Genomic DNA, 20,359 nt, shown 5'->3' with positions numbered 1-20,359 from the left:
GCCTCGGATGCGGGGCGCTTTTCCCTGCTACCATGGTGCGAACAACAACGCGAATGACAGGCAGGAATATGAAGCTCACTATAGAATCGATGACCTACGGCGCCGACGGGCTGGCGCACGCCGACAACGGCAAGGCCGTCTTTGTGCAGGGTGCCGTGGCAGGCGACACCGTCGAGGCCGAGGTCGTACAGGACGGCAAGTCATTCATGCGCGCCCGCACCACCGAGATTCTGGAGCCAAGCCCCAATCGCATTCAGCCTCCCTGCCCCTTCGTGGGCATCTGCGGCGGCTGCTCGTGGGGCAATCTCTCACGCACGGCACAGCTCGCCGCCAAGGAGCAAAACCTGCGCTCCACGCTCGAGCGCATCGGCAAGTTCGCTCCTGAGCTGGCAGATGAGTTGGTACAGCCCATCTGCCACACCAAGGACGACTGGGGCTACCGCAATAAAATCGAGCTCGAACCGACCGTCGTCAACGGTCGCGTGCGCCTTGGCATGCACGGTGTCGACTCCAGCAAAATCGTGACCGTCGATATGTGTCCGCTGTTCGATAAGCGCTTCCCGAAGGCACTCAAATCGGTCGTCGGCGCACTCAACTATCTAAGCGGCAGCCATGACTTGGGGCTCGAACGCGTGGGCATTCGCGCATCGCGCCGCACCAAGGCACTCGAGGTCGCACTCTGGACGCCCACAGGCTCTTTTCCGCGCTCGCAGGTCTCCCGCGTGCTGGCGGACGCCGCTCATCCTACGAGCATCGTACGCGTGATGAGCAAGGGCGAAAAGAAGGCCCGCCGTGTCTCCAAGGTCGAAATGCTCGCCGGAGAGGGCTCATGGACCGAGAATATCGCCGAGGATCAGATGCGCTTGTCTGCCCCGTCTTTTTTCCAGGTCAACACCAAGGGTGCCGAGATTTTGATCGATCTTGTCATGGAAGCGCTCGACCCGCAGGAAGACGAGCTTGCCGTGGACCTGTACTGCGGTGCCGGCACCTTTACCCTGCCGCTCGCCCGCCGCTGCGACTTTGTCGCTGCCGTCGAGGCCTACGGCCCCGCCGTGCGCGATCTACGCCGTAACCTGGAAATCAACAAGCTTGATAACGTCGACGTCATTGGCGGAGACGCGGTGCGCGAGTTCCCCGACCAGGATGCCGACATCTTGGTGGTCGACCCGCCGCGCGCAGGCCTCGCCCCCGAGGCGATCGGCCTTATCGCCAGCACGAGTGCCCGCGATGTCGCCTACGTGAGCTGCGACCCGGCCACCCTGGCGCGCGATCTCAAACGCTTTGTCGAAGAAGGCACCTTCTCCCCCGTAAAGATCACGCCAGTCGACCTGTTCCCACAAACCTTCCACTGCGAGACCGTCGTCCACCTTAGGCGCAACTAGCCGCTTAATCATTGCTCAGAAAATCATTGGGAAATCGAGCGTGGCAAGCGGAGGTCTTCGGGGTATAAGACGGCTAATTGTATGCCGCCTATGAAAGGAACCCTCATGCCCAGCGTTGCCGTTCTCGCCGCCGATGGCTTTGAAACTATTGAATGCTTGACCATGGTCGATGTCATGCGTCGCAGCGGCGTGCGTGCCACGCTCGTCTCGATCATGCCCACGCGCGAGGTCGTAAGCTCGCTGCAGATCCCCGTGACCTGCGATGCGCTCTTTGATGAGATCAACTTTGACGAGTACGACTGCGTCGTGCTGCCCGGCGGCCTGCCCGGTGCCACCAACCTGCGCGCAGATCAGCGCGTCTGCGACGTGGTCTGCGAGTTCGCCGCAACCAAGCACGTCGCCGCCATCTGCGCCGCCCCGTTTATCCTGGGCGAGCTCGACCTGCTCGAGGGGCGCCATGCCACGTGCTTCCCTGGCTTTGAGAAAAGCTTCCCCGAAGGCGCCTATACCGGCGAGAAGGTCACGCAAGACGGCAACATCATCACTGCCAGCGGCATGGCACAGTCCCTCCCCTTTGCATTGGAGCTGCTGCGCACGCTCGCCGGCGACAAGGCCGTCGAGAAGGTCGCCGAGGGCATCCAACTATGATTTTGGCTTCGCAATCGCCGCGCCGCATAGAGCTGATGCGCGAGGCAGGCTACAACATTCGCGTGATTCCCGCGGATATCGACGAAACGCCCTTTGATGGCGAGGCCCCGCTCACGCTTGTCGAGCGCTTGGCACGCGCCAAGGCGGCTGCCGTTGCTGCCGAGTATGCCGAGCCCAATGAGCTGACGGTCGCGGCCGACACCATCGTCACCTTTGACGGCATGATTCTGGGCAAGCCGGCAACCGAGGACGAGGCGCGCACTATGCTCCGTGAGCTTTCGGGCCGCACGCACCAGGTCGCAACCGGCGTCTGCATCGTTAAGGCAGGCGATACGGCCGCCCCGCATGCCGCCGAAAGCCTGTCCTTTGTCGATGTGACCGACGTGACGTTCTACGAGCTCACCGACGAGCAGATCGAGCACTACGTCGCCTCGGGTGAGCCCATGGACAAGGCCGGCGCCTACGGCATTCAGGGCACAGGAGGACGCATGCTCGTGCACGATATTTCGGGCGACTTCTATAACGTGGTGGGCCTACCCATCGCCCGCGTCGCGCGCGCGATTCAAAAACTCTCGTAATTGCATCTGGCGCTGGGTATCCCCCGGCGCCTACAATTTTGGCGTACCGTACGGATCCCGACCGGGCACAAGGCGCGGCGGAAAACCGATAGGAGTTAAACATGGATACACTGCTCGAGGCCATTGACGTCTGCGATGTCGATGGCTTTTGCTATGGCAACTATACGGACGAGGAGGCCGGCACCGGTTGCACCGTAATCGTGGCACCCGAGGGCGCCACCGGCGGTGTTGACGTTCGCGGCGGTGCTCCCGCTTCGCGCGAAACCGACCTGCTGCGACCTGAGAACACCGTCGACAAGGTCCACGCCGTCTGCCTTTCGGGCGGATCGGCCTTTGGCCTCGAGGCTGCAAGCGGCGTCGCTCGCGAGCTTGAGAGCCGCGGCATCGGCCTTCCCGTCGGCCCCACGCAGGTGCCTATCGTGTGCTCCAGCTGCATCTTCGACCTTGCCTTTGGCGACCCCACCGTGCGCCCCGACATTGAGGCCGGCATCGCCGCCGTGTGCGAAGCACTCGACCACACCCCCACCAAGCTCGAACAGGGCAACGTAGGCGCCGGCACGGGCGCCACCGTGGGTAAGCTCATGGGGCCCGCCACCTGCATGAAGGCCGGCCTTGGAGCTGCCGCCGTGGCACTCGGCCCCATCAAGGTGGGCGCCATGGTCTCGGTCAACGCCTGCGGCAACGTTGTCGACCCCTTCACCGGCGAGTGGGTCGCCGGTATGCGCGCCGCGGCCGATAGCGACCAGATCGTCGACATGGAACTCGCAGCCTTTGCCGCCGCCGGATCCATGCAGATGCCGCTCGACCGCACCAACACCACCATCAGCTGCATCGTCACCAACGTGGAACTCACTAAGGCACAAGCCACCAAGGTCTCCCAGATGGCCGCAGACGCCTACGCACACGCCATCCGCCCCACACACACCACCAACGACGGCGACACCATCTACACCCTCGCCAGCGGCAAACTGGGCGCCCAGGCAAGCGCCGCCGTTCCCCTAGACCTGCTGGGCATGCTCGCCGTAAGGGCCCTGGAAACCGCCATCGTAAACGGAGCCAAAACCGCCAAAACCTCCCACGGAATCCCAGGTGCTGCGAAGTAATCTCACTCGACCGTCGGTCGGAGGCGGGCGGGCATTACGTTTGCTGCTCTACAGTCCTATGCAAGACGAAGGCCACATTAAGTGGCCTTCTTTGCATGCGGAACTCGCGACAAACGTAATGCCCGCCCGCCTCCGACCGACTACCAACTAATATTTTTTCAGCCCAGGCCCCTGTGTACCGCGCGTCGAAGATCTTCAAATTCAAATAACCTGACAATCGATTCTTATAGCAGAGGCCCCTTGGCCTTTAGTTTGATACAAGTTCCGCACGAGCCGGAAAGCACTTAATGTGCTTTCCGTGCGAGCAGGACTGTTCGCAGTAGCAAACTAAAGGCCAAGGGGCCCAGTCAACCTATCAGCAGCGATTACTCGGCAGCTAGTTGAATTTGAAGATCTTTGAGGCAAGACGGTATAGGCCGAGTGTGGTTTTGTCTCCGGCCCGTCCGCGCAGATTGGTGAAGAACCCGACCACGCCGTAGCGGGCACGACGATACATGCGCTCGTCGTAGGCCTTCAAATCATTCCACAGCGTCTTTAGGCGCTCGTCGGCGCAATCTTCCTCGGAAAGCTTGGTGAGCACCGAGCAGATCGCCATCATCATGGTGAAATAGCCCATCATGTACGAGCGCAGACGCGACGACTCAACATCGCTGTACAGGTGGTACGACTCCATCATGATGCGCGTCACACGGAACTGCTGGTCCAGACGCTTGACCATCGTGGCCTCGTTGACACTCTGGCCCTCGCGACCGATAAAGTAGCGATAGAGGTCGATGTCGGCGTAGTACATGGTCTTGCAACGCGGCAGCGGCACGTAGGCGTAGATGTTGTCCACATAGAACGTGTGCGGCGGCATGGGAAGGTTGGACTCGCGCAGCACATCCGTGCGATAGCACAGGCTGTGCATGAGTAGGTTCTGGTCCAGGCGGAAATGACCGATCTGATCCCAGGAAAAGATCTTTTTGCGCGGCAGGGCAAATTTGTAGCCAATAGCGGTATGCGTGCCCTCGTAAACCTTCTCGTACACGTAGTTCGAGATAAACAGGTCAACGCGCTGGTCACGCTCTTCAAAGCCACGCAGAATCGACAGCATAGTCGAAAGAGCCGCAGCATCGAGCCAGTCATCCGAGTCGACGACCTTGTAGTAGGTGCCCTGTGCCTCGCGCAGACCCGAAAGGACGGCAATACCGTGGCCGCCGTTCTCCTGGTGCACCGCGCGAATGATACCGGGATAACGTGCCTCCCACTCGTCGGCCTTATCGGCCGTCTCGTCCTTGGAGCCGTCGTCCACTACGATAATCTCGATATCGGTGGCGTAATTGCTCCCCTCCAAGATGGAGGTGATGCAATGGTCCATGTCCTTGGCGGCGTTATACGAGGGAATACCGAATGTTATGACTTTATGCATGGCAGGCGATAATCTCATCCGAAAGATCGAGGGCGGAATTGGTCACAGCGTCCATATCGTAGTAACGATACTCGGCCAGACGACCCACCGGGTGGAAGTTCGTCAGGTTCTGGACGCGCTCAAGATAGCGATCATAGAGCTCACGGTTCTCGGGCTCAAGAATGGCGTAGTACGGCGTCTCGCCCGAGCCGGGCGTATAGGCCTTGGAATACTCCTTCATGATGGTGGTCTTGCCGGGCAGGATCTGACCGGTCATGTTCTTGAACTCGGTAATGCGCGTGTAGTCCTCGCTCGTGGTGTAGTTGACGGTGCCCACGGGCTGGAACTGGTCCATATCGAGCGTCTCGAACTTCATGTCGAGCGTGCGGTACGGTAGCGCGCCCAGATCGAGATTGAACAGCTCATCGAGCGGACCGGTGTAGACGATCTCGCCACCATAGACCTTGCCGTCGATCTTGACGGTAGTCTCGTCGATTTCAAAGAGGTCACGGGCGTCCACGTCGCAGAACACGTCGATCAGGTCGTGGTCGAGCATGTGCTCAAAGAGCGCCGTGTAGCCCTCCTGCGGCATGCCCTGGAAGGGAGCTTGCGGGAAGTAGCGGTCATCATCGCCCACAAAGACGGGAACGCGGCCGGTGATCGAGGGATCGATCTGATCGGGCGTCTGGCCCCACTGCTTCATGGTGTAATGCAAAAAGACGTTCTCGTAGACGTAATCGGCGACCTCGGCAAGATCCGGGTCGTTCTTCTTACGCAGCTCCATAATGGGCACCTTGACATCCTTGCCAAAGGTCTCCACGAGCTTCTGATACAGCTCCTCGCCGCGCTCGTCACCAAAGGCGAGCTTGAGACTCGCATGGTTGAAGGGCACGGGCATAAGGGTACCGTTGATGTTGGCGAGCACCTTGTGCTGATAATCCGTCCACTTGGTAAAGCGCGACAGGAAATTGTGCACGCGCTCGTTAAAAGTGTGATAGATATGCGGACCGTACTCGTGGATCAGGATTCCGGCCTCGTCAGTGCAGTCATAGGCATTGCCCGCAATGTGGCTACGGCGCTCCAAAACGGCAACACGATAGCCGATGGTCTCGGCAAGACGGCGGGCGCAAACGGCACCGGCATATCCAGCACCGACGACAATCATGTCGTACGCGCCGGCGTTAAAGCCTTCAGGCAGGCCTGAGGTAATCTGCATCGATACTCCTTGTCAAAAGCCACGGGCTCGTTAGCTGGGCTTTTCTCGAACATTCTTCGAGACATATTTATCAGAGCGATTATAGCGCTAATGCGTCCTATAATGAGCTTGCCACACAAGGAAAGCTCAAGCACCGCGGCGTACATAATTGAAAGGTAAACCCGCTAGCAGCGGGTTTATTCGTGAACAGCCGGGTGCCTGGAGCTTAGCGAAACGCTTGTAAGGAGTAACATGAGCGATTTCCTAAACCGTATGAAGTCTGCCGCCAAGGCCGACCTTAAGACGATCGTCCTGCCCGAGGGCGAGGATCCGCGCACTATCGTCGCGGCCACCAAAATCATCGAGGAGGGCCTGGCAAAGATCGTCATCCTGGGCAACCCCGACGAGATCAACGTTCCCGGCGCTACCGTCATCGACCCGCGCAATGCCGAGAAGCACGAGGAGTACGCGCAGAAGTTTGCCGAGCTCCGCGCCAAGAAGGGCGTTACCATCGAGCAGGCTCGCGCCCAGGTGATGGACGCCACCTACTTTGGCACCATGATGGTCAAGATGGGCGATGCCGACGGCCTGGTCTCCGGCGCCTGCCACTCCACCGCCGACACCCTGCGCCCCGCGCTTCAGATCCTCAAGACCGCCCCGGGCACCAAGCTGGTCTCGGCCTTCTTCGTGATGTGCACCGACACCCCGCAGTTCGGCACTGACGGCACGCTGATCTTCGCCGACTGCGGCCTCAACATCAACCCGTCCTCCGACGAGCTCTCCGAGATCGCCATCGCCTCCGCTCACTCCTGGTCCACCTTCATGGGCAACGTTGAGCCGCACGTGGCCATGCTCTCCTACTCCACCATGGGCTCCGCTGGCGGCGAGGTCGCCAAGAAGGTCCAGGAGGCTGTGAAGTTCTGCAAGGAGAAGGCTCCCGAGCTCGCCATCGACGGCGACCTGCAGCTCGATGCCGCTATTGTCCCCACCGTCGCCCAGCTCAAGGCTCCCGGCTCCTCCGTTGCCGGCAAGGCCAACGTGCTCGTGTTCCCCGACCTCGAGGCCGGCAACATCGGCTACAAGCTGGTCCAGCGCTTCGCCGGCGCCGACGCCTACGGCCCCATCCTGCAGGGCATCGCCAAGCCGGTCAACGATCTGTCGCGCGGCTGCTCTGCTGACGACATCGTGGGTGTCGTGGCCATCACCGCCGTCCAGGCTCAGATGGCTGAGTAGCGGACATATCCCCTCGGGACCCTACAGGGTAAAGCTCTGAAAACGTCCTCGGACATGCATGAAACCCCCGCTGCGCACTTCGTGCGGCGGGGGTTTCATGCGTCCTGCGGAATATTTTCAGAGCTTTACCCTGTAGGGTCCCTGCCGCCACGTAGCAATCAGGGAATCCGGGGTGGACGGCGGCTTGGCTACGAGCTGGAGCTGAAAATCTGAATGGATGGGTGCCGTTGCTGGGAGCGCAGGCGTTGCTGATGATGATCACTTTGGAGATTGAAAGGCCGGTGGGCTTCGGCGGTTGTTGTGCCGGAAACTACATCCCAGTTTGGAGGCGGATTGTGGGATGTGGCTTCCGCTTGGGGCCTGTTTGGGAAACCGTGGGACGGAATTATGCTTTATTGTGGGTCGCACTTTCCGCAACGTGCCTCAACCGGAAAGCGTGTCCCAGTATTTGCGCTCGAAATGGGATGGGGTTTCCGCCGTCCATCTGCTAGTAAAAAGGCCTCCGGAGCTGTTGCTCTGGAGGCCTTTCGTTTACTTGCAAATGCGCGCGTTAGTTGTTCTTGGTCAGGCGCTCGACGTCGTGGGCGATCATGTATTCCTCGTCGGTGGGGATGACCATAACCGTGACGGAAGAGCCGGCGGCGCTGATGACCTGTGGGCCGTTGCCCACGGCCTCGCGGTTCTTGTTGTTGTCGATGCGCACGCCCAGCCACTCAAAGCAGTCGCAGAAGGCCTTGCGGATCGACCAGTCGTTCTCGCCGATGCCGGCGGTAAAGGTAATGGTGTCCACGCCCGCCATGGAAGCGATCATGGAACCGGCCTGCTGCATGGCCTTATAGGCGAACATATCGAAGGCGAGCAGGCAGCGCTCGTCGCCCTCGGAGGCGCGCGTGCGGATGTCGCGGGCGTCGTTGGAGATGCCCGAGATGGCAAGCAGACCAGACTGCTTGTTCATCATGTCATCGACTTCCTGGTAGCTGTAGCCGCCCTCGCGCTGCAGGTAGCACACGGTGGCCGGGTCGATGGAACCACAACGGGTGCCCATCATCAGGCCATCGAGCGGCGTGAGACCCATCGTGGTGTCGCGGCACACGCCGTCCTCGATAGCAGCGAGCGAAGCACCGTTGCCCAGATGGCACGAAAGCAGGCGGTGGCAGCGCGAACCCAGGATCTCCTTGGCCATCATCCACTCATAGCGGTGGCTCGTGCCGTGGGCGCCGTACTTGCGCACGTGGTACTTGTCGCAAACGTCCTTGGGCAGCGCGTAGGTGTAGGCAACCTCGGGCATGGTCATGTGGAACGAGGTGTCGAAGACCGCCACGTTGGGCAGCTCCGGATACTTCTCACGGCAATACTCAATCGCTGCGGCCTCGCCGTAGTTGTGCAGCGGAGCAAGCGGTGCCACCTCAAGAATCTTGGCCATAACCTCGTCGTCGACAACCGCGGAATCATCGAAGTGCCAGCCGCCCTGAACGATACGATGCCCAATGCCATCAATCGTAAAGTCGGTCTTCTCGAGCTCCTCGAGCACGCGAGCGATAGCAGAGCGATGATCGGGGAAAGGGACCTCCTCGGTCTGCTTAGCGCCACCGTTCTCGGAGTGGCCAAAGATGCCCATGTCCGATCCGATACGCTCGCAGTTGCCCTTGGCGAAAACCTTGCGGGTATCGGTATCCAAAAGCTGATATTTAAGGCTTGAGCTGCCGGCGTTGACAACAAGTACGTTCATGAGACTCCTTCGCAGTGCAATACGGTCGACGCAGGCCCCTTAAGGCGGCCGCATTTTAATAAGAAGTTATCATATCTTGATAAATAGATATCAGCATATCGCCCAACGAGCGCAAAAGAGGGGCCGAACGGCGCTCGGTCGTCCAGCCCCTCCCCTCTTGCAATTACTTGCCGTTGACGATGCGCTCGACGTCGGAAGCGATCATGAACTCCTCGTCCGTAGGGATGACGAAAATCTTGACCTTGGAATCCTTGGCGGACAGGCACCAAGCGCCGTCGCCACGCAGGGCATTACGGGCGTGATCCATCTTGACGCCCATAAAGGCCAGACGATCGGCCACGCCAGCGCGAACGGCCGGAGCGTGCTCGCCGATGCCGGCGGTAAAGACCAGGGTGTCCATGCCGCACATGGAGGTGGCCATCTCGGCGGCCTTAGCGGCAATCTTGTAGACGAACATATCGAAGGCGAGCTGAGCCTCGGGGTCACCAGCAGCGGCGAGCTCCTCAACGTTGCGGCAGTCGTTGGTCTTGCCACCGGTCACAGCCAAAAGGCCAGACTTCTTGTTCATCATCTCGTCGACCTCGTCGAAGGTGTAGCCACCCTCGCGCTGCAGGTAGCACACGGTAGCCGGATCGATGGAGCCGCAGCGGGTGCCCATCATGACGCCGTCGAGCGGCGTCAAGCCCATGGTGGTGTCCATGCACTTGCCGTCCTCGATGGCGCACAGGGAAGCGCCAGAGCCGATATGGCACACGACGACCTTGCGGGCCTCGCCGTTGGTCATCTCGGCGACCTTCTTGGAGATGTAGCGATAGCTGGTGCCGTGGGCGCCGTACTTACGGATGTGCAGCTTGTCGCAAACATCCTTGGGAAGGGCGTAGGTCTTGGCGACCTCGGGCATGTTGAAGTGGAAAGCGGTGTCGTAGACCGTGACGTTGGGCAGATCGGGATACTGCTCCAGGCAGTACTCGATAACGTTGGCCTCGGGGTTGTTGTGCAGCGGCGCCAGCGGGGCGACCTCGCGAATCTTGGCGAGGACGTCCTCGTCGACGAGGGAGGAATCACCAAAGTACCAACCGCCCTGAACGATACGGTGGCCGATGCCCTCGATCTTGACGCCATTGGCCTCAAGGTCCTTCAGGACGACCTCGATGGCGACCTTGTGGTCGGGGAACTCGATGTTCTCGGTCACCTTCTTGGAGCCATTGGCAGCATGGGTGAAGGTACCACCGGTAAAGCAGACGCGCTCGCAGGAGCCCTTTGCGGACACCTTATGGGACTTGGTGTCGATGACCTGATACTTAAGGGTCGAAGATCCCGCGTTGACGACCAGAACGTTCATGTGTCTCCCTACTAACAGGCGGTGTGGCGCCGCCAGGTTACATACGCTTCAATAATAAACCCAAACGCCCTCGCGCTCGGGTTTATTGCGTTGATATATAAGTTATCGGTGCCTAAATACTCATGGCCTTTGACTTGTAAGACGAAATAGCGCGGGGATATACACCAGGGAAGAAATCCCGAGCGCAACAAGCAATACGACTCGAATGCCCGCGATGCTGCTCAACGCAGCATTGAACAGATAGAAAAGGATGGCACCCACCGCCACCATCTGGCTTTGGACCGAAATCAGTGAACAGCGCATCGAAGAATCGACAGCATTTTGAAAAATTGAGTATTTAATTGGAGCAAATAACGAGTACGCGACCGTCTGCAGTACATAGAACACGGGCAGCAAATAGACCGGAGTAAAGGGAATCAAAAACAGAGCAGCCAGGGAAAGGCGCACGATGCCGCAAATACGCGCAAAACGGCCCTTGTCGACATGAGCAATCACACTGGGCACAATAAGCCCCATGGAGGCCGAGGCAAGGAGCTGGACCGCAATGATCACACCCGAAGCGACGGCATTCATTCCGCGACCCGCAAGCAACAGTGAGAAAAAGTCTTCCAGGGCGACAAAAGCAAATGCCTGAGAACAGTCCATGATGAACGCTGAACGAAGAATGCCATTACACGCAATAGCAGCACCGATCATCTTCGGGCTAATTCCACGCTCAGGTGTCCCCGCAGTGCTCCCTCTTTGCATCTCAGGAATGCAGACAACGACAACCAACGTCAACACCATTGCGATGGTATCTGCCGAAAGACCAATAAGATATGCACCGACAGACGAAATGAAACCGCCCACGCAAGCGGAGATGGCATAAGAGGCATAGAAAACAAATCGCTCAACGACATTAAGTCTTACGAGCTGGTCCTGAGAGACGCTGTCAATGTAAATCGCTTCGATGGATCCGCTCACACATGCAACGGCAAAACCTTTAAGAGCAAACGCACCGATTAAAAGCAGAGGAGAACGGACGAGAAGCAGGGCGGCGTAGTATCCAAGCATTCCCACGACGCCAACGAGGCCGCTTGTCTTTCGTCCAAACCTATCAGCAATATAGCCAGTGGGAACTTCAAGGATGAACTTGCTCACTTGATATGCAATCATCATGCTAGAAATCGCCACCATCGAGAATCCGACGAATTCAAGGTAAACCGTCAGAAAATACAAGATGGTGCTGAAGTTCGACAGAAAAACGAACGTCATATAAAGCAAAACCGTACGGTTTTTCATACTCCGCCCTCCAAGAGTCAGCAATCTAAAATCGGAATCTTGGAAAAGCATGAGGGCAGAGCCGTCAGTCATGTGTTACAAGGCGTCAACATTCACTTGACGCCACGAGGCCAAATGGCCTCACGAAGCAAGGTGACGCAATAGGTGAAGAAATACCGTCTGGTGTCGATCGGTCCAGGCATTTTGTCGATAGCAAAAGTAGATGGGCAAGGCTACGTCATGCGAGCCTTCAATGGAACACTCGCTCACTTCCAGTCCATCTGATGCGAGAGAAGAGCCAGAAAAGCTCAATATCAATCCCCCGGCTTGAAGAAACTCAGTCTGCGCCCTGTTTCCGTATTCGACATCGCGAAAGCGGAAATTAACCAGCTGGGCTTCGGGGCATTGATTGATTGCATTGAGACAGGGTGACAAATTAATGGGAACAGCGAGCCTGCCGCCCAGTAACTCACGAATGGTCATAGCGTCAACAGATTGATGACCAGCTGGGCATGAAAGAACCTTGAGCTCCTTTTCACCCAAGTATTTCGAAGAAAGGACACTGTCCCTTGGTTCCTCAAATGAGATGGCCGCATCCGAAATGCCAAGCACAAGTGATTCAAAGCATGTAGCCGTTGGCTGATGCCACACATCAAGGTGAATCTGAGGGTGCGAGCTTTCAAACGAGTCGTACCAGTTTTCGGAAAAAAGACGCCCCCGCCCGTGAAGACAGGGGACGTAAAGACGAAAGTGGCCGTCGGGCGAAACGCCACCGTTCCCCGATTGGGTGTACTTTTTGAGATCGTCGACTTGTGCCAGGATCACGCGTGCACGACGCGCAAATTCTCTGCCCGCCGGAGACAAAACAGCCTCCCCCGCCGATCGATTGAGCAAAACGATCTGATACTCAGACTCCAGTTTCTTAATTGCCGACGAGACAGCCTGTGGGCTCACGTGAACGGCGCGAGCCGCTTTGCGCACGCCGCCGTAGTTCGCTACCGCTTGAAGGTATTCGAGTTGAGAAAACTGCATAGGTTACTCCAAAGGCAGCCAAGGCGACGGGCCGTGCGTCCTCAGATGAGGTTCTCGCCCAGGTTCTTGCCGCCGAGGACGTGCATGTGGAAGTGCATGACGGTCTGACCGGCGTTGACGCCCTTGTTGGAGATGACGCGGAAACCGTCCTCCAGACCCTTGGCCTTGGCGACCTCCTGGATGGCGTGGGCCATGGCGCCCATGGTCTCGGCGGGCACGTTATCGGCGATGTCACTGTAGTGCTTCTTGGGGATCACGAGCGTGTGGACCGGCGCCTGGGGATTGAGGTCGTCGAACGCGATGACCTGGTCATCCTCGTAGACGACGGTCGAGGGGATCTCGTGGTTGGCAATTTTGCAGAAGATGCAATCACACATGGTTGGTTCCTTTCTCACAGACCAAGGTAATTATATTTGGTCGGGATGGTTAGAACGAAAGGTTGTCGTCGGTGTTGGCGGCTTCGCCGTCGGCGAGCACGTCGTTGCCGTCGACGTCCTTCAGGAGCACCGAGACCTTCTGCTCGGCATCGGACAAGCGGGTACGCAGGCTCTTGAGGAGCTCGACGCCGCGGGTATAGCTCTCAAGCGACTCCTCGAGCTCCATATCACCCGACTCCAAGCTGCGGATGATGAGCTCCAACTCCTGTGAAGCCTGCTTGTACGTAAGCTGCTCGACCGGGGTCTTCTCTGCCATATCTGTTTCCTTTCCTAAAGGTTTATCGCTATGAAACGCGGCCTACTCGACCGTATCGACCGTTGCCGCCACGTTGCCGTCTGCCATGCGCACGCGAATGGCGTCACCGGGCTTAAAGGTCTTGGCGCTCGTGGCCACCCCATCATCGCTGTACGCGATGGAATAACCACGGGCAAGCACCTTGAGCGGCGACAGGGCATCGAGCGAGGCTGCCGCACGGCCCAGGTCGGATGCTGGCTTGTTGAGCATCGTGCGCCCCTGATGCTCCAGGCGGGAGCTTGCGAGCGTGAGCGCATGGCGCTTGCCATCGAGTCCTGAGGTGCTTGCGATCAAGCGCTCGGGCAGACGCTCAAAGTTGGAGCGGAATGCCCCAACCGAACGCGTTATGGCGCCGGACAAACGATCGGCCGTCAGGGCAAGCTCAGACTCGCGACGCTCAACCATAAACGTTGGGTCGTTGAGGCACGGGCGGCACGCAGCCGCATCGAGCGCATCGCCCAAGCGAGCCGTATAGGTATCCCAGGCACGGCGACCGCGCTGATCGAGCATCTCCAGGTCGACCTGGGCCGACCCAATCATCGATGCCATCGCAGCACCCAGACGTTGATAGCGCGCCTCGAGCACATCGGCCAACTCCGTCATAGCCGGCGCCACCGATTCGGCCGCCGCCGTAGGCGTGGAGGCGCGACGGTCGCTCACCATGTCGCAAATCGAGGTATCGGGCTCATGGCCAATGCCGGTCACCACGGGCACGGGACAAGCCGCCACCGCGCGGGCAAGCTCCTCGTCATTAAAGGTCATGAGGTCCTCAAAGGAGCCGCCGCCGCGCACCAGCAAGATGCAGTCGGGCGCTGGCGTAATGGAAGCGGCGCGGCGCAAGCCCTCGATGAGTTCTGCCGGCGCGCCCTCACCTTGAACTTTAGCCCCCACGCAAACGAGCTCGACAAGCGGGTTGCGACGACGCAATGTGCGCTTGACGTCATCGATTACGGCACCCGAAAGCGAGGTGACGACCGCCACGCGTGAGCAGAACACCGGGATGCGGCGCTTGCGCGCTTCGTCCATCAGGCCCTCGCGGCGTAGCTTTTCGGCCAGTTGCGCCACTTGTTGACGCAGCAGGCCCTCCCCCGCCAGCGAAAACGAGCGAGCGACAAAGCTCATGCGGCCCGTAGCCTTATAGAGATTGAAGCTGCCCTTAAAGCTCACCTGCATGCCGTCGCGCAGATCGAACGTGCGCTTGAGATAGGCACCCTTCCAAATGATGCAGTCAACGGCGGCCGAATCGTCCTTGATCTGGAAATAGCAGTGGCCGCTTCGGGCATTGGGGCCACGGAAGCCCGTGACCTCGCCCAGGACACTCAGCTGCGGAATGGCATCGAGCGCACCGGCGGCGATCTCCACCGCCTGGCTCACGCTGAGCTCCTTGCGCTCCTGCTCGTCCGAACCGTCAAACTCGGCGGAAACGGCATTGCCGGTTAGATTCCAGCCTGCCACGCAGCCTCCTTTCGTTATCGTGCACAAAGGCTCCGGCCCTGCGCAAATTCAAGTCCAACACATAGTACAGCGCCGCGGGGACACGAATCCCCGCGGCGCCCAACGACCCAATTTGTTATCGATCGGAGTTTCTGTTGTAGCGAACCATAAGGTAGAGCAGCTGAATGATCGAAGTCAGCGCTGCGGCCACATAGGTAAGCGCGGCCGCCGTCAGCACCTTCTTGGCGCCGTTGACCTGCTTGGAACTCATACCCGACTGCTCGATGTACGCCACGGCACGTCGGCTAGCGTCAATCTCGACCGGCAACGTAACGAGCTGGAACAGCACGCTAAACGAGAAGAAAATCAACGCGAGGGTCGTGAGCCCGGCAATGTTCATAAACAGGCCCAAGAGCAACACGATGGTCCAGGTGTTCTGGGTAAAGTTAACGACCGGAACCAGGGCGGTGCGCACCTTCATCATGGCGTAGCCGCTTTGACGCTGGGCGGCATGGCCCGCCTCGTGGCAGGCGACGGCAACGCTTGCGACCGACCCGCCCGAACGGTTGGCGTCCGAGAGATACAGGTTGTTATCCTGCGGGTTGTAGTGGTCGGTAAGCTCGCCAGCCACGCCCTTGATACCCACGGCGTTGCAACCGTTGGCGTCGAGCATGCGGCGAGCGACCGTAGCACCCGTGTCGCCGTCCGAGCGAACCTTGGACCAGGTCTTGTACGTCGAGTTGATATAGCTCTGCGCCGCAAGACCAAGCACCGTACAAACAAGGACAACCAGCAGGTACAGCGGGTCGATGCCAAAGCCGTAACCATAGTAATAGGGCATGCGAATTCCTCCGAATCGAGTTACACGTTGGAGGCATTCTACCCACTCAAGCGGCTAGGCTTCCCTACAGGAGCTCGATTTTGCCGTCCTTCACGGTGAGTCCCATGTTGCCCGAGAGCAGATCGTCCAGACGCGAACCCACAAGCTCAAAACGCCAGCCTTCGCGCAGGGGACTTTGCTCAGGATGCTCAATGTAGTCGGCCAGGTCATCGCGCGAGGCAATGACCGAGGTCGCCACGCCCGAGCGCTCGGCAACCAGGCGAATGAGCGCGTACATGAGATCCGTCACGCTCTCCAGCTCCGGAGAGATTTGGCGATGCCCGCGCACCATAAGCGGCAGGCGGTCGTGCGGGCAACTCGCGCCGCGCTTGATGGCCATCAACGCGCCATCCACGTCGCGCTCCCCCAGCTGGTCGGTGCCGCGAATGCTGCGGAACTCCTCAACACGCACGGGATTGCGCTTAACCAGGGCTAGCAGCGTATCATCGGACATAACCCACTTGCGCGGGATGTTGCGCCGCTCAGCGCGGTCCTCACGCCAGGCGGCAAGCTCGCGCGCAATGCCCAGCTGATGGCGGCTACACGAGTTGATGCGCTTGACCTTGCGGAACGCCTCATGGCGATCGGCACGGTAGTGCGACTCGTCGGCCAGAGGGCGCAACTCATCGAGCACCCAGTCCACGCGGCCCAGCTCGCGCAGACGGCTCATCATCTCGGTATAGGCGACGATCAAGTACTTGACGTCATCGATCGCGTACTCGATCTGCTTGTCGCTCAGCGGGCGGCGCGACCAATCGGTCAGCGACTCGGTCTTGGGAAGTGATACGCCGCAGAACGTCTGAACGAGCGCACCATACGAGATCTGCTGGCGCTCGCCCAAAAAGGCGGCGGCAACCTGCGTGTCAAAAATCGGTCGCGGCAGTGCGCCCACGGTATGGAGCATAACCTCCATGTCTTGAGAGCAAGCATGGAACACCTTGACCACGCCCTCGTCAGCCATAAGCTCGGCAAGCGGCGACAGGTCGTCGATCACCAGAGGATCGACCGCGACACTCTCGGCGGGGGTGGCAATCTGGACCAGGCACAGGCGCGGATGAAACGTGCGCTCGCGCAAAAACTCGGTGTCGACGGCGATCGCGTCGAACTCGCGGGCGCGCTGGCAAAAGTCGACCAGAGCCTGATGTGTGGAAATGTACATATCAACCCATCGAATAAGGTTAGGCCCGAAAAACACGGGTAGGATATCGGCATTGCTCTACAACTATACTCGGTTAGTCACAGAACGGGAACGTAAGTATGCGCTGCCTTATCATCCACAACCCGGCATCGGGTCCCAGCTCCGATGAAATCTTCGCATTCACGCACGCCCTTGCACAGGGCGGCGACGAGGTCGTGATGCGTTTTATCGGCGATGGCATGGAGCCCGAGGACGCGGTAGCGGACGTTCGTGAGTTCGATCGCGTGGTCGTTTCGGGTGGCGACGGCACCGTCTCCAACGTGCTCGACCAGATGCGCGGGTGCGGTGTCCCTACGCTCGTCTTCCCCTCCGGCACGGCTTGCCTGTTCTTTAACAACATCGGCAATGCCCCCGAGGCGGCGGCACTCGCCAAGGCTTGCCGCGCCGGCCGCACGGTCAAGGTGGACATGGGTGAGCTCTTTTGGCTCGACGAGAACGGTAACGAGAAGCGCCACGGCTTTATCATCATCGCCGGCTCGGGCTTCGACGCCGAGATCATGATGAAGGCCGCTCCCACCAAAAACGACATTGGCGAGATCGCCTACTTCCTCTCCGCGCTCGCTACGCCCAACCCCACGGTGGCACACTTCACCATTGAGCACGACGGCATTGTCGAGGAGCTCGACGGCATCTGCTGCATGGCAGGCAATACCTCGGTCATCCAAAACGACATCAACCTATTCCCTAACTGCCGCATGGACGACGGCATGGTCGACATCGTCGTTATTGAGCCCGTACGCACGGTGCAGCTGCTCCCCACGGTAATTACCGCCGCGCTCGACCCCGCTGGCAAATTGCTCGGCCGTCCGCAGTTTAAGATCATCCAGACCAAGGAAGCCAAGATCACCTGCACGCCATCGCTGGGCATGCAGTTCGATGGCGAGATCATCTCCAGCAACTCCGGCGTCTTTGGCGCCCGCGCACTGCCGCAATGCCTCGATCTCATCGTCGACGAATTTTCACCGCTCGGAAAATAGGAGGACCCCATGAACGACAATCCCCTGATTGGCTTTATCGTCATCGTCTTGGCCATGCTCGTCGGTTACGCCATCAATGTGATTCACCGCCGAAAGAAGTAAATCCACATTGGTATGATATTCATCCAGTTATCGACTCTCCCGTTGTTTATGCAAATCCTAAACAGCGGGAGAGTTTCCTTTTTGAGCACTGTCTGGCGCTTTATTCAGCTATAGTAAATGCAGGGTGCCTTTATTTAACTAAAGCCATATAATGAGTATTATTATCCGCTCATCGTATATTTCTTCACGCTCATCGAGTAAAAGCTATTGTCGAATGAATACTCTTTAAACTTCCTTTAGGCTAGTAGATGTATTTATTAGCTGAAGCTCCGTACGATTTCGCGGGGTTTCAACAGTTGGGAGGGATCATGAGGTTTACTCATCCTGTCAACACGCTCAAGAAGCTTGGCTGCGGCCTTGCATTTGGAGCAGCGGCCATTATGGCTATGCCGACTTCGGCGCTCGCTTGCACCCAGATCTACATGGGCAGCCAGCTCACGGCAGACGGCAACACGTACTACGGCCGCTCCGAGGACTTCGGCCCGCGTTACGTCAAGCACTTTGGCATCGAGCCCGCACACAAGGACGGCAGCAAGTACACCTCGGTCGAGTCCGGCTTTGAATACAAGTCCAAGGGCGCAACCTACCGCTACACCTTCGTTCGCGACAACCCCTCTCAGTGGGAAGATCGTTACGACGCATATTCCGAGGCTGGCATCAACGAGAAGGGCGTTTCCTGCTCTGCCACGCTGAGCACCTCCTATAACGAGAAGGCAGAGGAAGCCGACCCCGTCACCGAGGAGACCGGCATCGGCGAGTACAACTACGCCAGCGTCATTCTGGGCGAGAGTGCCACGGCCCGCGAAGGTGTCGAGCTCCTCGGCAACCTGATTGACGAGCAGGGCGTCTGCTCCAACGACCAGATCATCATCGCCGACAACAACGAGACCTGGCTGTTTGCAGCGCTTTCCGGCCATCAGTGGATTGCTATGAAGCTCGCCGATGACATCGCCTCGCTCAACCCCAACATCGGCAACCTCACCTATAACGTCGACCTCGATGACACCGAGAACTGTCTCCATTCCGAAGGCATCGAGTCCATGCCTAAGGAGAAGGGCTTTGCCGAGTACGCCGACGGCAAGTTCGACGTCGCCAAGACCTACGGCGAGGAGATTAGCGAGGCCGGTATGCACCAGTGGTCGCGCTATATCCAGGGTCGTGATTACTTCATGGCTCCGCTTGCCGAGGGCACCGACTACGAGATCGTCAAGGACGAGCGCGAAGAGGCTCGCGCCACGACCGGCGCCCTGGTCCACGAGATGCAGCCGCTGTTCTTCCAGCCCGGCAAGTCCGACTGGAACACCTTTGAGATGATTCGTTCCTTCGCCGCTCGCGGCGAGAATGTCGCCGGCCTCAACGCCAACACCGACGGCGCCTATGCCATCGGCTCCAACCGCAACACCGAGATCCACACCTTCCAGATCCGTCAGGGCATGGACCCCGAGATCGCGACCATTCAGTGGGAGATGCTCTCCAACGCCGAATTCTCCGTCGCCATCCCCTTCTACTCCGCACTGCTCACCGAGGTCAGCCCCTACTTCAGCGATCAGGATGTCTCCTTCGATCACTGCGAAGAGGAAGACGTCGTGAACAACGAGGAGCCCAAGAACTCCATCAACTACGTCCTCATGGACATCAACACGCTCGCCTATGAGAACCGCGACCACTGCGCCACCGGCGTCCGCGCCTATCTCGACGCCCTGCAGAAGGAACTCATCGAGCAGAACCTGACCGTCGACGAGGCCATGCAGGCCGAAGAAGGCACCGAGGCCCGTACCGCCCTGGCCAACAAGGCCGGCAAGGCTGCAACCAAGAACACCTATGTTAAGTGCAAGGCCATGCTCGAGGAGATGCGCGACTACCTCAAGGAGGGCGATTTCTCCGAGGAGTTCGTCCCGAGCGACTACGATGCCGGCAACGACTGCCTGGTCGAATCCATCACCTACGCCGACGAGGCCCTTTCCGATGAGGACGTGACCGAGCCAGAGGCCGAAGAGGAAGAGGTCACCGAGGAGAAGTCCGAGGGCAACAACATGGCCGCCATGGCCGTTGGCGCCGTCGTCATCATCGGTGTCTGCGCCTACGTGATCTATCGTCGCAAGAAGGCCTAAGACCCTCATGTCCTAGCTGAGCGGGCGGGGCACATG

General features: G+C 59.1%; 18 protein-coding genes. 7 read left to right on the top strand and 11 right to left on the bottom strand.

What is annotated here, in order from left to right:
* Positions 1–53: 53 nt before the first annotated feature.
* The 4 genes from rlmD (at position 54) to AAA021_RS08665 (ending at position 3,711) form a co-directional block, all read left to right on the top strand.
* Positions 54–1,382, top strand: coding sequence for a 23S rRNA (uracil(1939)-C(5))-methyltransferase RlmD (gene rlmD, locus AAA021_RS08680; protein WP_349088901.1), 1,329 nt, complete (start codon positions 54–56; stop codon positions 1,380–1,382).
* 105 nt (positions 1,383–1,487) lie between these two features.
* Positions 1,488–2,030 (top strand): DJ-1 family glyoxalase III, encoded by a 543-nt coding sequence (locus AAA021_RS08675; protein ID WP_349088900.1) that lies wholly within the window; start codon positions 1,488–1,490, stop codon positions 2,028–2,030.
* Entirely contained in the window at positions 2,027–2,608 is a 582-nt protein-coding gene (locus AAA021_RS08670; RefSeq protein ID WP_349088899.1) for a Maf family protein, read from the top strand. Before AAA021_RS08675 ends, AAA021_RS08670 begins: the two co-directional genes overlap by 4 nt.
* Before the next feature lie 101 nt (positions 2,609–2,709).
* Entirely contained in the window at positions 2,710–3,711 is a 1,002-nt protein-coding gene (locus AAA021_RS08665) for a P1 family peptidase (protein ID WP_349088898.1), read from the top strand.
* A gap of 376 nt (positions 3,712–4,087) precedes the next feature.
* Here the strand turns inward: AAA021_RS08665 and AAA021_RS08660 are convergent, their stop codons facing one another.
* Together AAA021_RS08660 and glf are read right to left on the bottom strand one after the other, a co-directional pair.
* Positions 4,088–5,119 (bottom strand): glycosyltransferase family 2 protein, encoded by a 1,032-nt coding sequence (locus AAA021_RS08660; protein ID WP_006234294.1) that lies wholly within the window; start codon positions 5,117–5,119, stop codon positions 4,088–4,090.
* The gene (gene glf, locus AAA021_RS08655) at positions 5,112–6,314 is read right to left on the bottom strand and encodes a UDP-galactopyranose mutase (RefSeq protein WP_349088897.1); all 1,203 of its coding nucleotides are present in this window, start codon (positions 6,312–6,314) and stop codon (positions 5,112–5,114) included. The genes AAA021_RS08660 and glf overlap by 8 nt, the downstream gene beginning before the upstream one ends.
* Positions 6,315–6,545: 231 nt before the next feature.
* Here glf and pta point away from each other — a divergent pair, with 231 nt between their 5' ends.
* Positions 6,546–7,526 (top strand): phosphate acetyltransferase, encoded by a 981-nt coding sequence (gene pta, locus AAA021_RS08650; RefSeq protein WP_006234296.1) that lies wholly within the window; start codon positions 6,546–6,548, stop codon positions 7,524–7,526.
* A 550-nt stretch (positions 7,527–8,076) separates the two neighbouring features.
* Here pta and AAA021_RS08645 read toward each other — a convergent pair.
* The 9 genes from AAA021_RS08645 to rnd form a co-directional block, all read right to left on the bottom strand.
* Positions 8,077–9,255 (bottom strand): acetate kinase, encoded by a 1,179-nt coding sequence (locus AAA021_RS08645; RefSeq protein ID WP_138339777.1) that lies wholly within the window; start codon positions 9,253–9,255, stop codon positions 8,077–8,079.
* A 163-nt stretch (positions 9,256–9,418) separates the two neighbouring features.
* Entirely contained in the window at positions 9,419–10,597 is a 1,179-nt protein-coding gene (locus AAA021_RS08640) for an acetate kinase (RefSeq protein ID WP_006234305.1), read from the bottom strand.
* A 120-nt stretch (positions 10,598–10,717) separates the two neighbouring features.
* Positions 10,718–11,878: an MFS transporter gene (locus AAA021_RS08635; RefSeq protein WP_349088896.1), complete on the bottom strand. Its 1,161-nt coding sequence runs from the start codon at positions 11,876–11,878 to the stop codon at positions 10,718–10,720.
* Between the two features lie 120 nt (positions 11,879–11,998).
* Complete coding sequence (locus tag AAA021_RS08630) at positions 11,999–12,889, bottom strand: LysR family transcriptional regulator (RefSeq protein ID WP_349088895.1); 891 nt, start codon at positions 12,887–12,889, stop codon at positions 11,999–12,001.
* Between the two features lie 41 nt (positions 12,890–12,930).
* Entirely contained in the window at positions 12,931–13,266 is a 336-nt protein-coding gene (locus tag AAA021_RS08625) for a histidine triad nucleotide-binding protein (RefSeq protein ID WP_035137921.1), read from the bottom strand.
* Between the two features lie 49 nt (positions 13,267–13,315).
* Positions 13,316–13,582 (bottom strand): exodeoxyribonuclease VII small subunit, encoded by a 267-nt coding sequence (gene xseB, locus AAA021_RS08620; RefSeq protein ID WP_006234311.1) that lies wholly within the window; start codon positions 13,580–13,582, stop codon positions 13,316–13,318.
* A 42-nt stretch (positions 13,583–13,624) separates the two neighbouring features.
* The gene (gene xseA / locus AAA021_RS08615; RefSeq protein WP_349088894.1) at positions 13,625–15,076 is read right to left on the bottom strand and encodes an exodeoxyribonuclease VII large subunit; all 1,452 of its coding nucleotides are present in this window, start codon (positions 15,074–15,076) and stop codon (positions 13,625–13,627) included.
* Between the two features lie 115 nt (positions 15,077–15,191).
* The gene (locus tag AAA021_RS08610) at positions 15,192–15,896 is read right to left on the bottom strand and encodes a zinc metallopeptidase (protein WP_035137918.1); all 705 of its coding nucleotides are present in this window, start codon (positions 15,894–15,896) and stop codon (positions 15,192–15,194) included.
* 64 nt (positions 15,897–15,960) lie between these two features.
* Entirely contained in the window at positions 15,961–17,094 is a 1,134-nt protein-coding gene (gene rnd / locus AAA021_RS08605; RefSeq protein WP_035137916.1) for a ribonuclease D, read from the bottom strand.
* A 98-nt stretch (positions 17,095–17,192) separates the two neighbouring features.
* On the opposite strand from rnd, the gene AAA021_RS08600 reads away from it, so the two are divergent.
* Together AAA021_RS08600 and AAA021_RS08595 are read left to right on the top strand one after the other, a co-directional pair.
* The gene (locus tag AAA021_RS08600) at positions 17,193–18,110 is read left to right on the top strand and encodes a diacylglycerol kinase family protein (RefSeq protein WP_329737842.1); all 918 of its coding nucleotides are present in this window, start codon (positions 17,193–17,195) and stop codon (positions 18,108–18,110) included.
* 410 nt (positions 18,111–18,520) lie between these two features.
* Positions 18,521–20,323, top strand: a complete 1,803-nt coding sequence (locus AAA021_RS08595) for a C69 family dipeptidase (protein ID WP_349088893.1) — start codon at positions 18,521–18,523, stop codon at positions 20,321–20,323.
* Positions 20,324–20,359 lie beyond the last annotated feature (36 nt).

Origin of the sequence: Collinsella sp. CLA-JM-H32 (assembly GCF_040098165.1) — a bacterium.
Taxonomy (GTDB): domain Bacteria; phylum Actinomycetota; class Coriobacteriia; order Coriobacteriales; family Coriobacteriaceae; genus Collinsella.
This window is presented reverse-complemented; position numbering and strand designations above follow the sequence as displayed.

Bases quoted from the DNA above. Each gene is read 5' to 3' on its own strand.
- rlmD (WP_349088901.1), top strand. From the start codon at position 54: ATGACAGGCAGGAATATGAAGCTCACTATAGAATCGATGACCTACGGC.
- AAA021_RS08675 (WP_349088900.1), top strand. From the start codon at position 1,488: ATGCCCAGCGTTGCCGTTCTCGCCGCCGATGGCTTTGAAACTATTGAA.
- AAA021_RS08670 (WP_349088899.1), top strand. From the start codon at position 2,027: ATGATTTTGGCTTCGCAATCGCCGCGCCGCATAGAGCTGATGCGCGAG.
- AAA021_RS08665 (WP_349088898.1), top strand. From the start codon at position 2,710: ATGGATACACTGCTCGAGGCCATTGACGTCTGCGATGTCGATGGCTTT.
- AAA021_RS08660 (WP_006234294.1), bottom strand. From the start codon at position 5,119: ATGCATAAAGTCATAACATTCGGTATTCCCTCGTATAACGCCGCCAAG.
- glf (WP_349088897.1), bottom strand. From the start codon at position 6,314: ATGCAGATTACCTCAGGCCTGCCTGAAGGCTTTAACGCCGGCGCGTAC.
- pta (WP_006234296.1), top strand. From the start codon at position 6,546: ATGAGCGATTTCCTAAACCGTATGAAGTCTGCCGCCAAGGCCGACCTT.
- AAA021_RS08645 (WP_138339777.1), bottom strand. From the start codon at position 9,255: ATGAACGTACTTGTTGTCAACGCCGGCAGCTCAAGCCTTAAATATCAG.
- AAA021_RS08640 (WP_006234305.1), bottom strand. From the start codon at position 10,597: ATGAACGTTCTGGTCGTCAACGCGGGATCTTCGACCCTTAAGTATCAG.
- AAA021_RS08635 (WP_349088896.1), bottom strand. From the start codon at position 11,878: ATGAAAAACCGTACGGTTTTGCTTTATATGACGTTCGTTTTTCTGTCG.
- AAA021_RS08630 (WP_349088895.1), bottom strand. From the start codon at position 12,889: ATGCAGTTTTCTCAACTCGAATACCTTCAAGCGGTAGCGAACTACGGC.
- AAA021_RS08625 (WP_035137921.1), bottom strand. From the start codon at position 13,266: ATGTGTGATTGCATCTTCTGCAAAATTGCCAACCACGAGATCCCCTCG.
- xseB (WP_006234311.1), bottom strand. From the start codon at position 13,582: ATGGCAGAGAAGACCCCGGTCGAGCAGCTTACGTACAAGCAGGCTTCA.
- AAA021_RS08610 (WP_035137918.1), bottom strand. From the start codon at position 15,896: ATGCCCTATTACTATGGTTACGGCTTTGGCATCGACCCGCTGTACCTG.
- rnd (WP_035137916.1), bottom strand. From the start codon at position 17,094: ATGTACATTTCCACACATCAGGCTCTGGTCGACTTTTGCCAGCGCGCC.
- AAA021_RS08600 (WP_329737842.1), top strand. From the start codon at position 17,193: ATGCGCTGCCTTATCATCCACAACCCGGCATCGGGTCCCAGCTCCGAT.
- AAA021_RS08595 (WP_349088893.1), top strand. From the start codon at position 18,521: ATGAGGTTTACTCATCCTGTCAACACGCTCAAGAAGCTTGGCTGCGGC.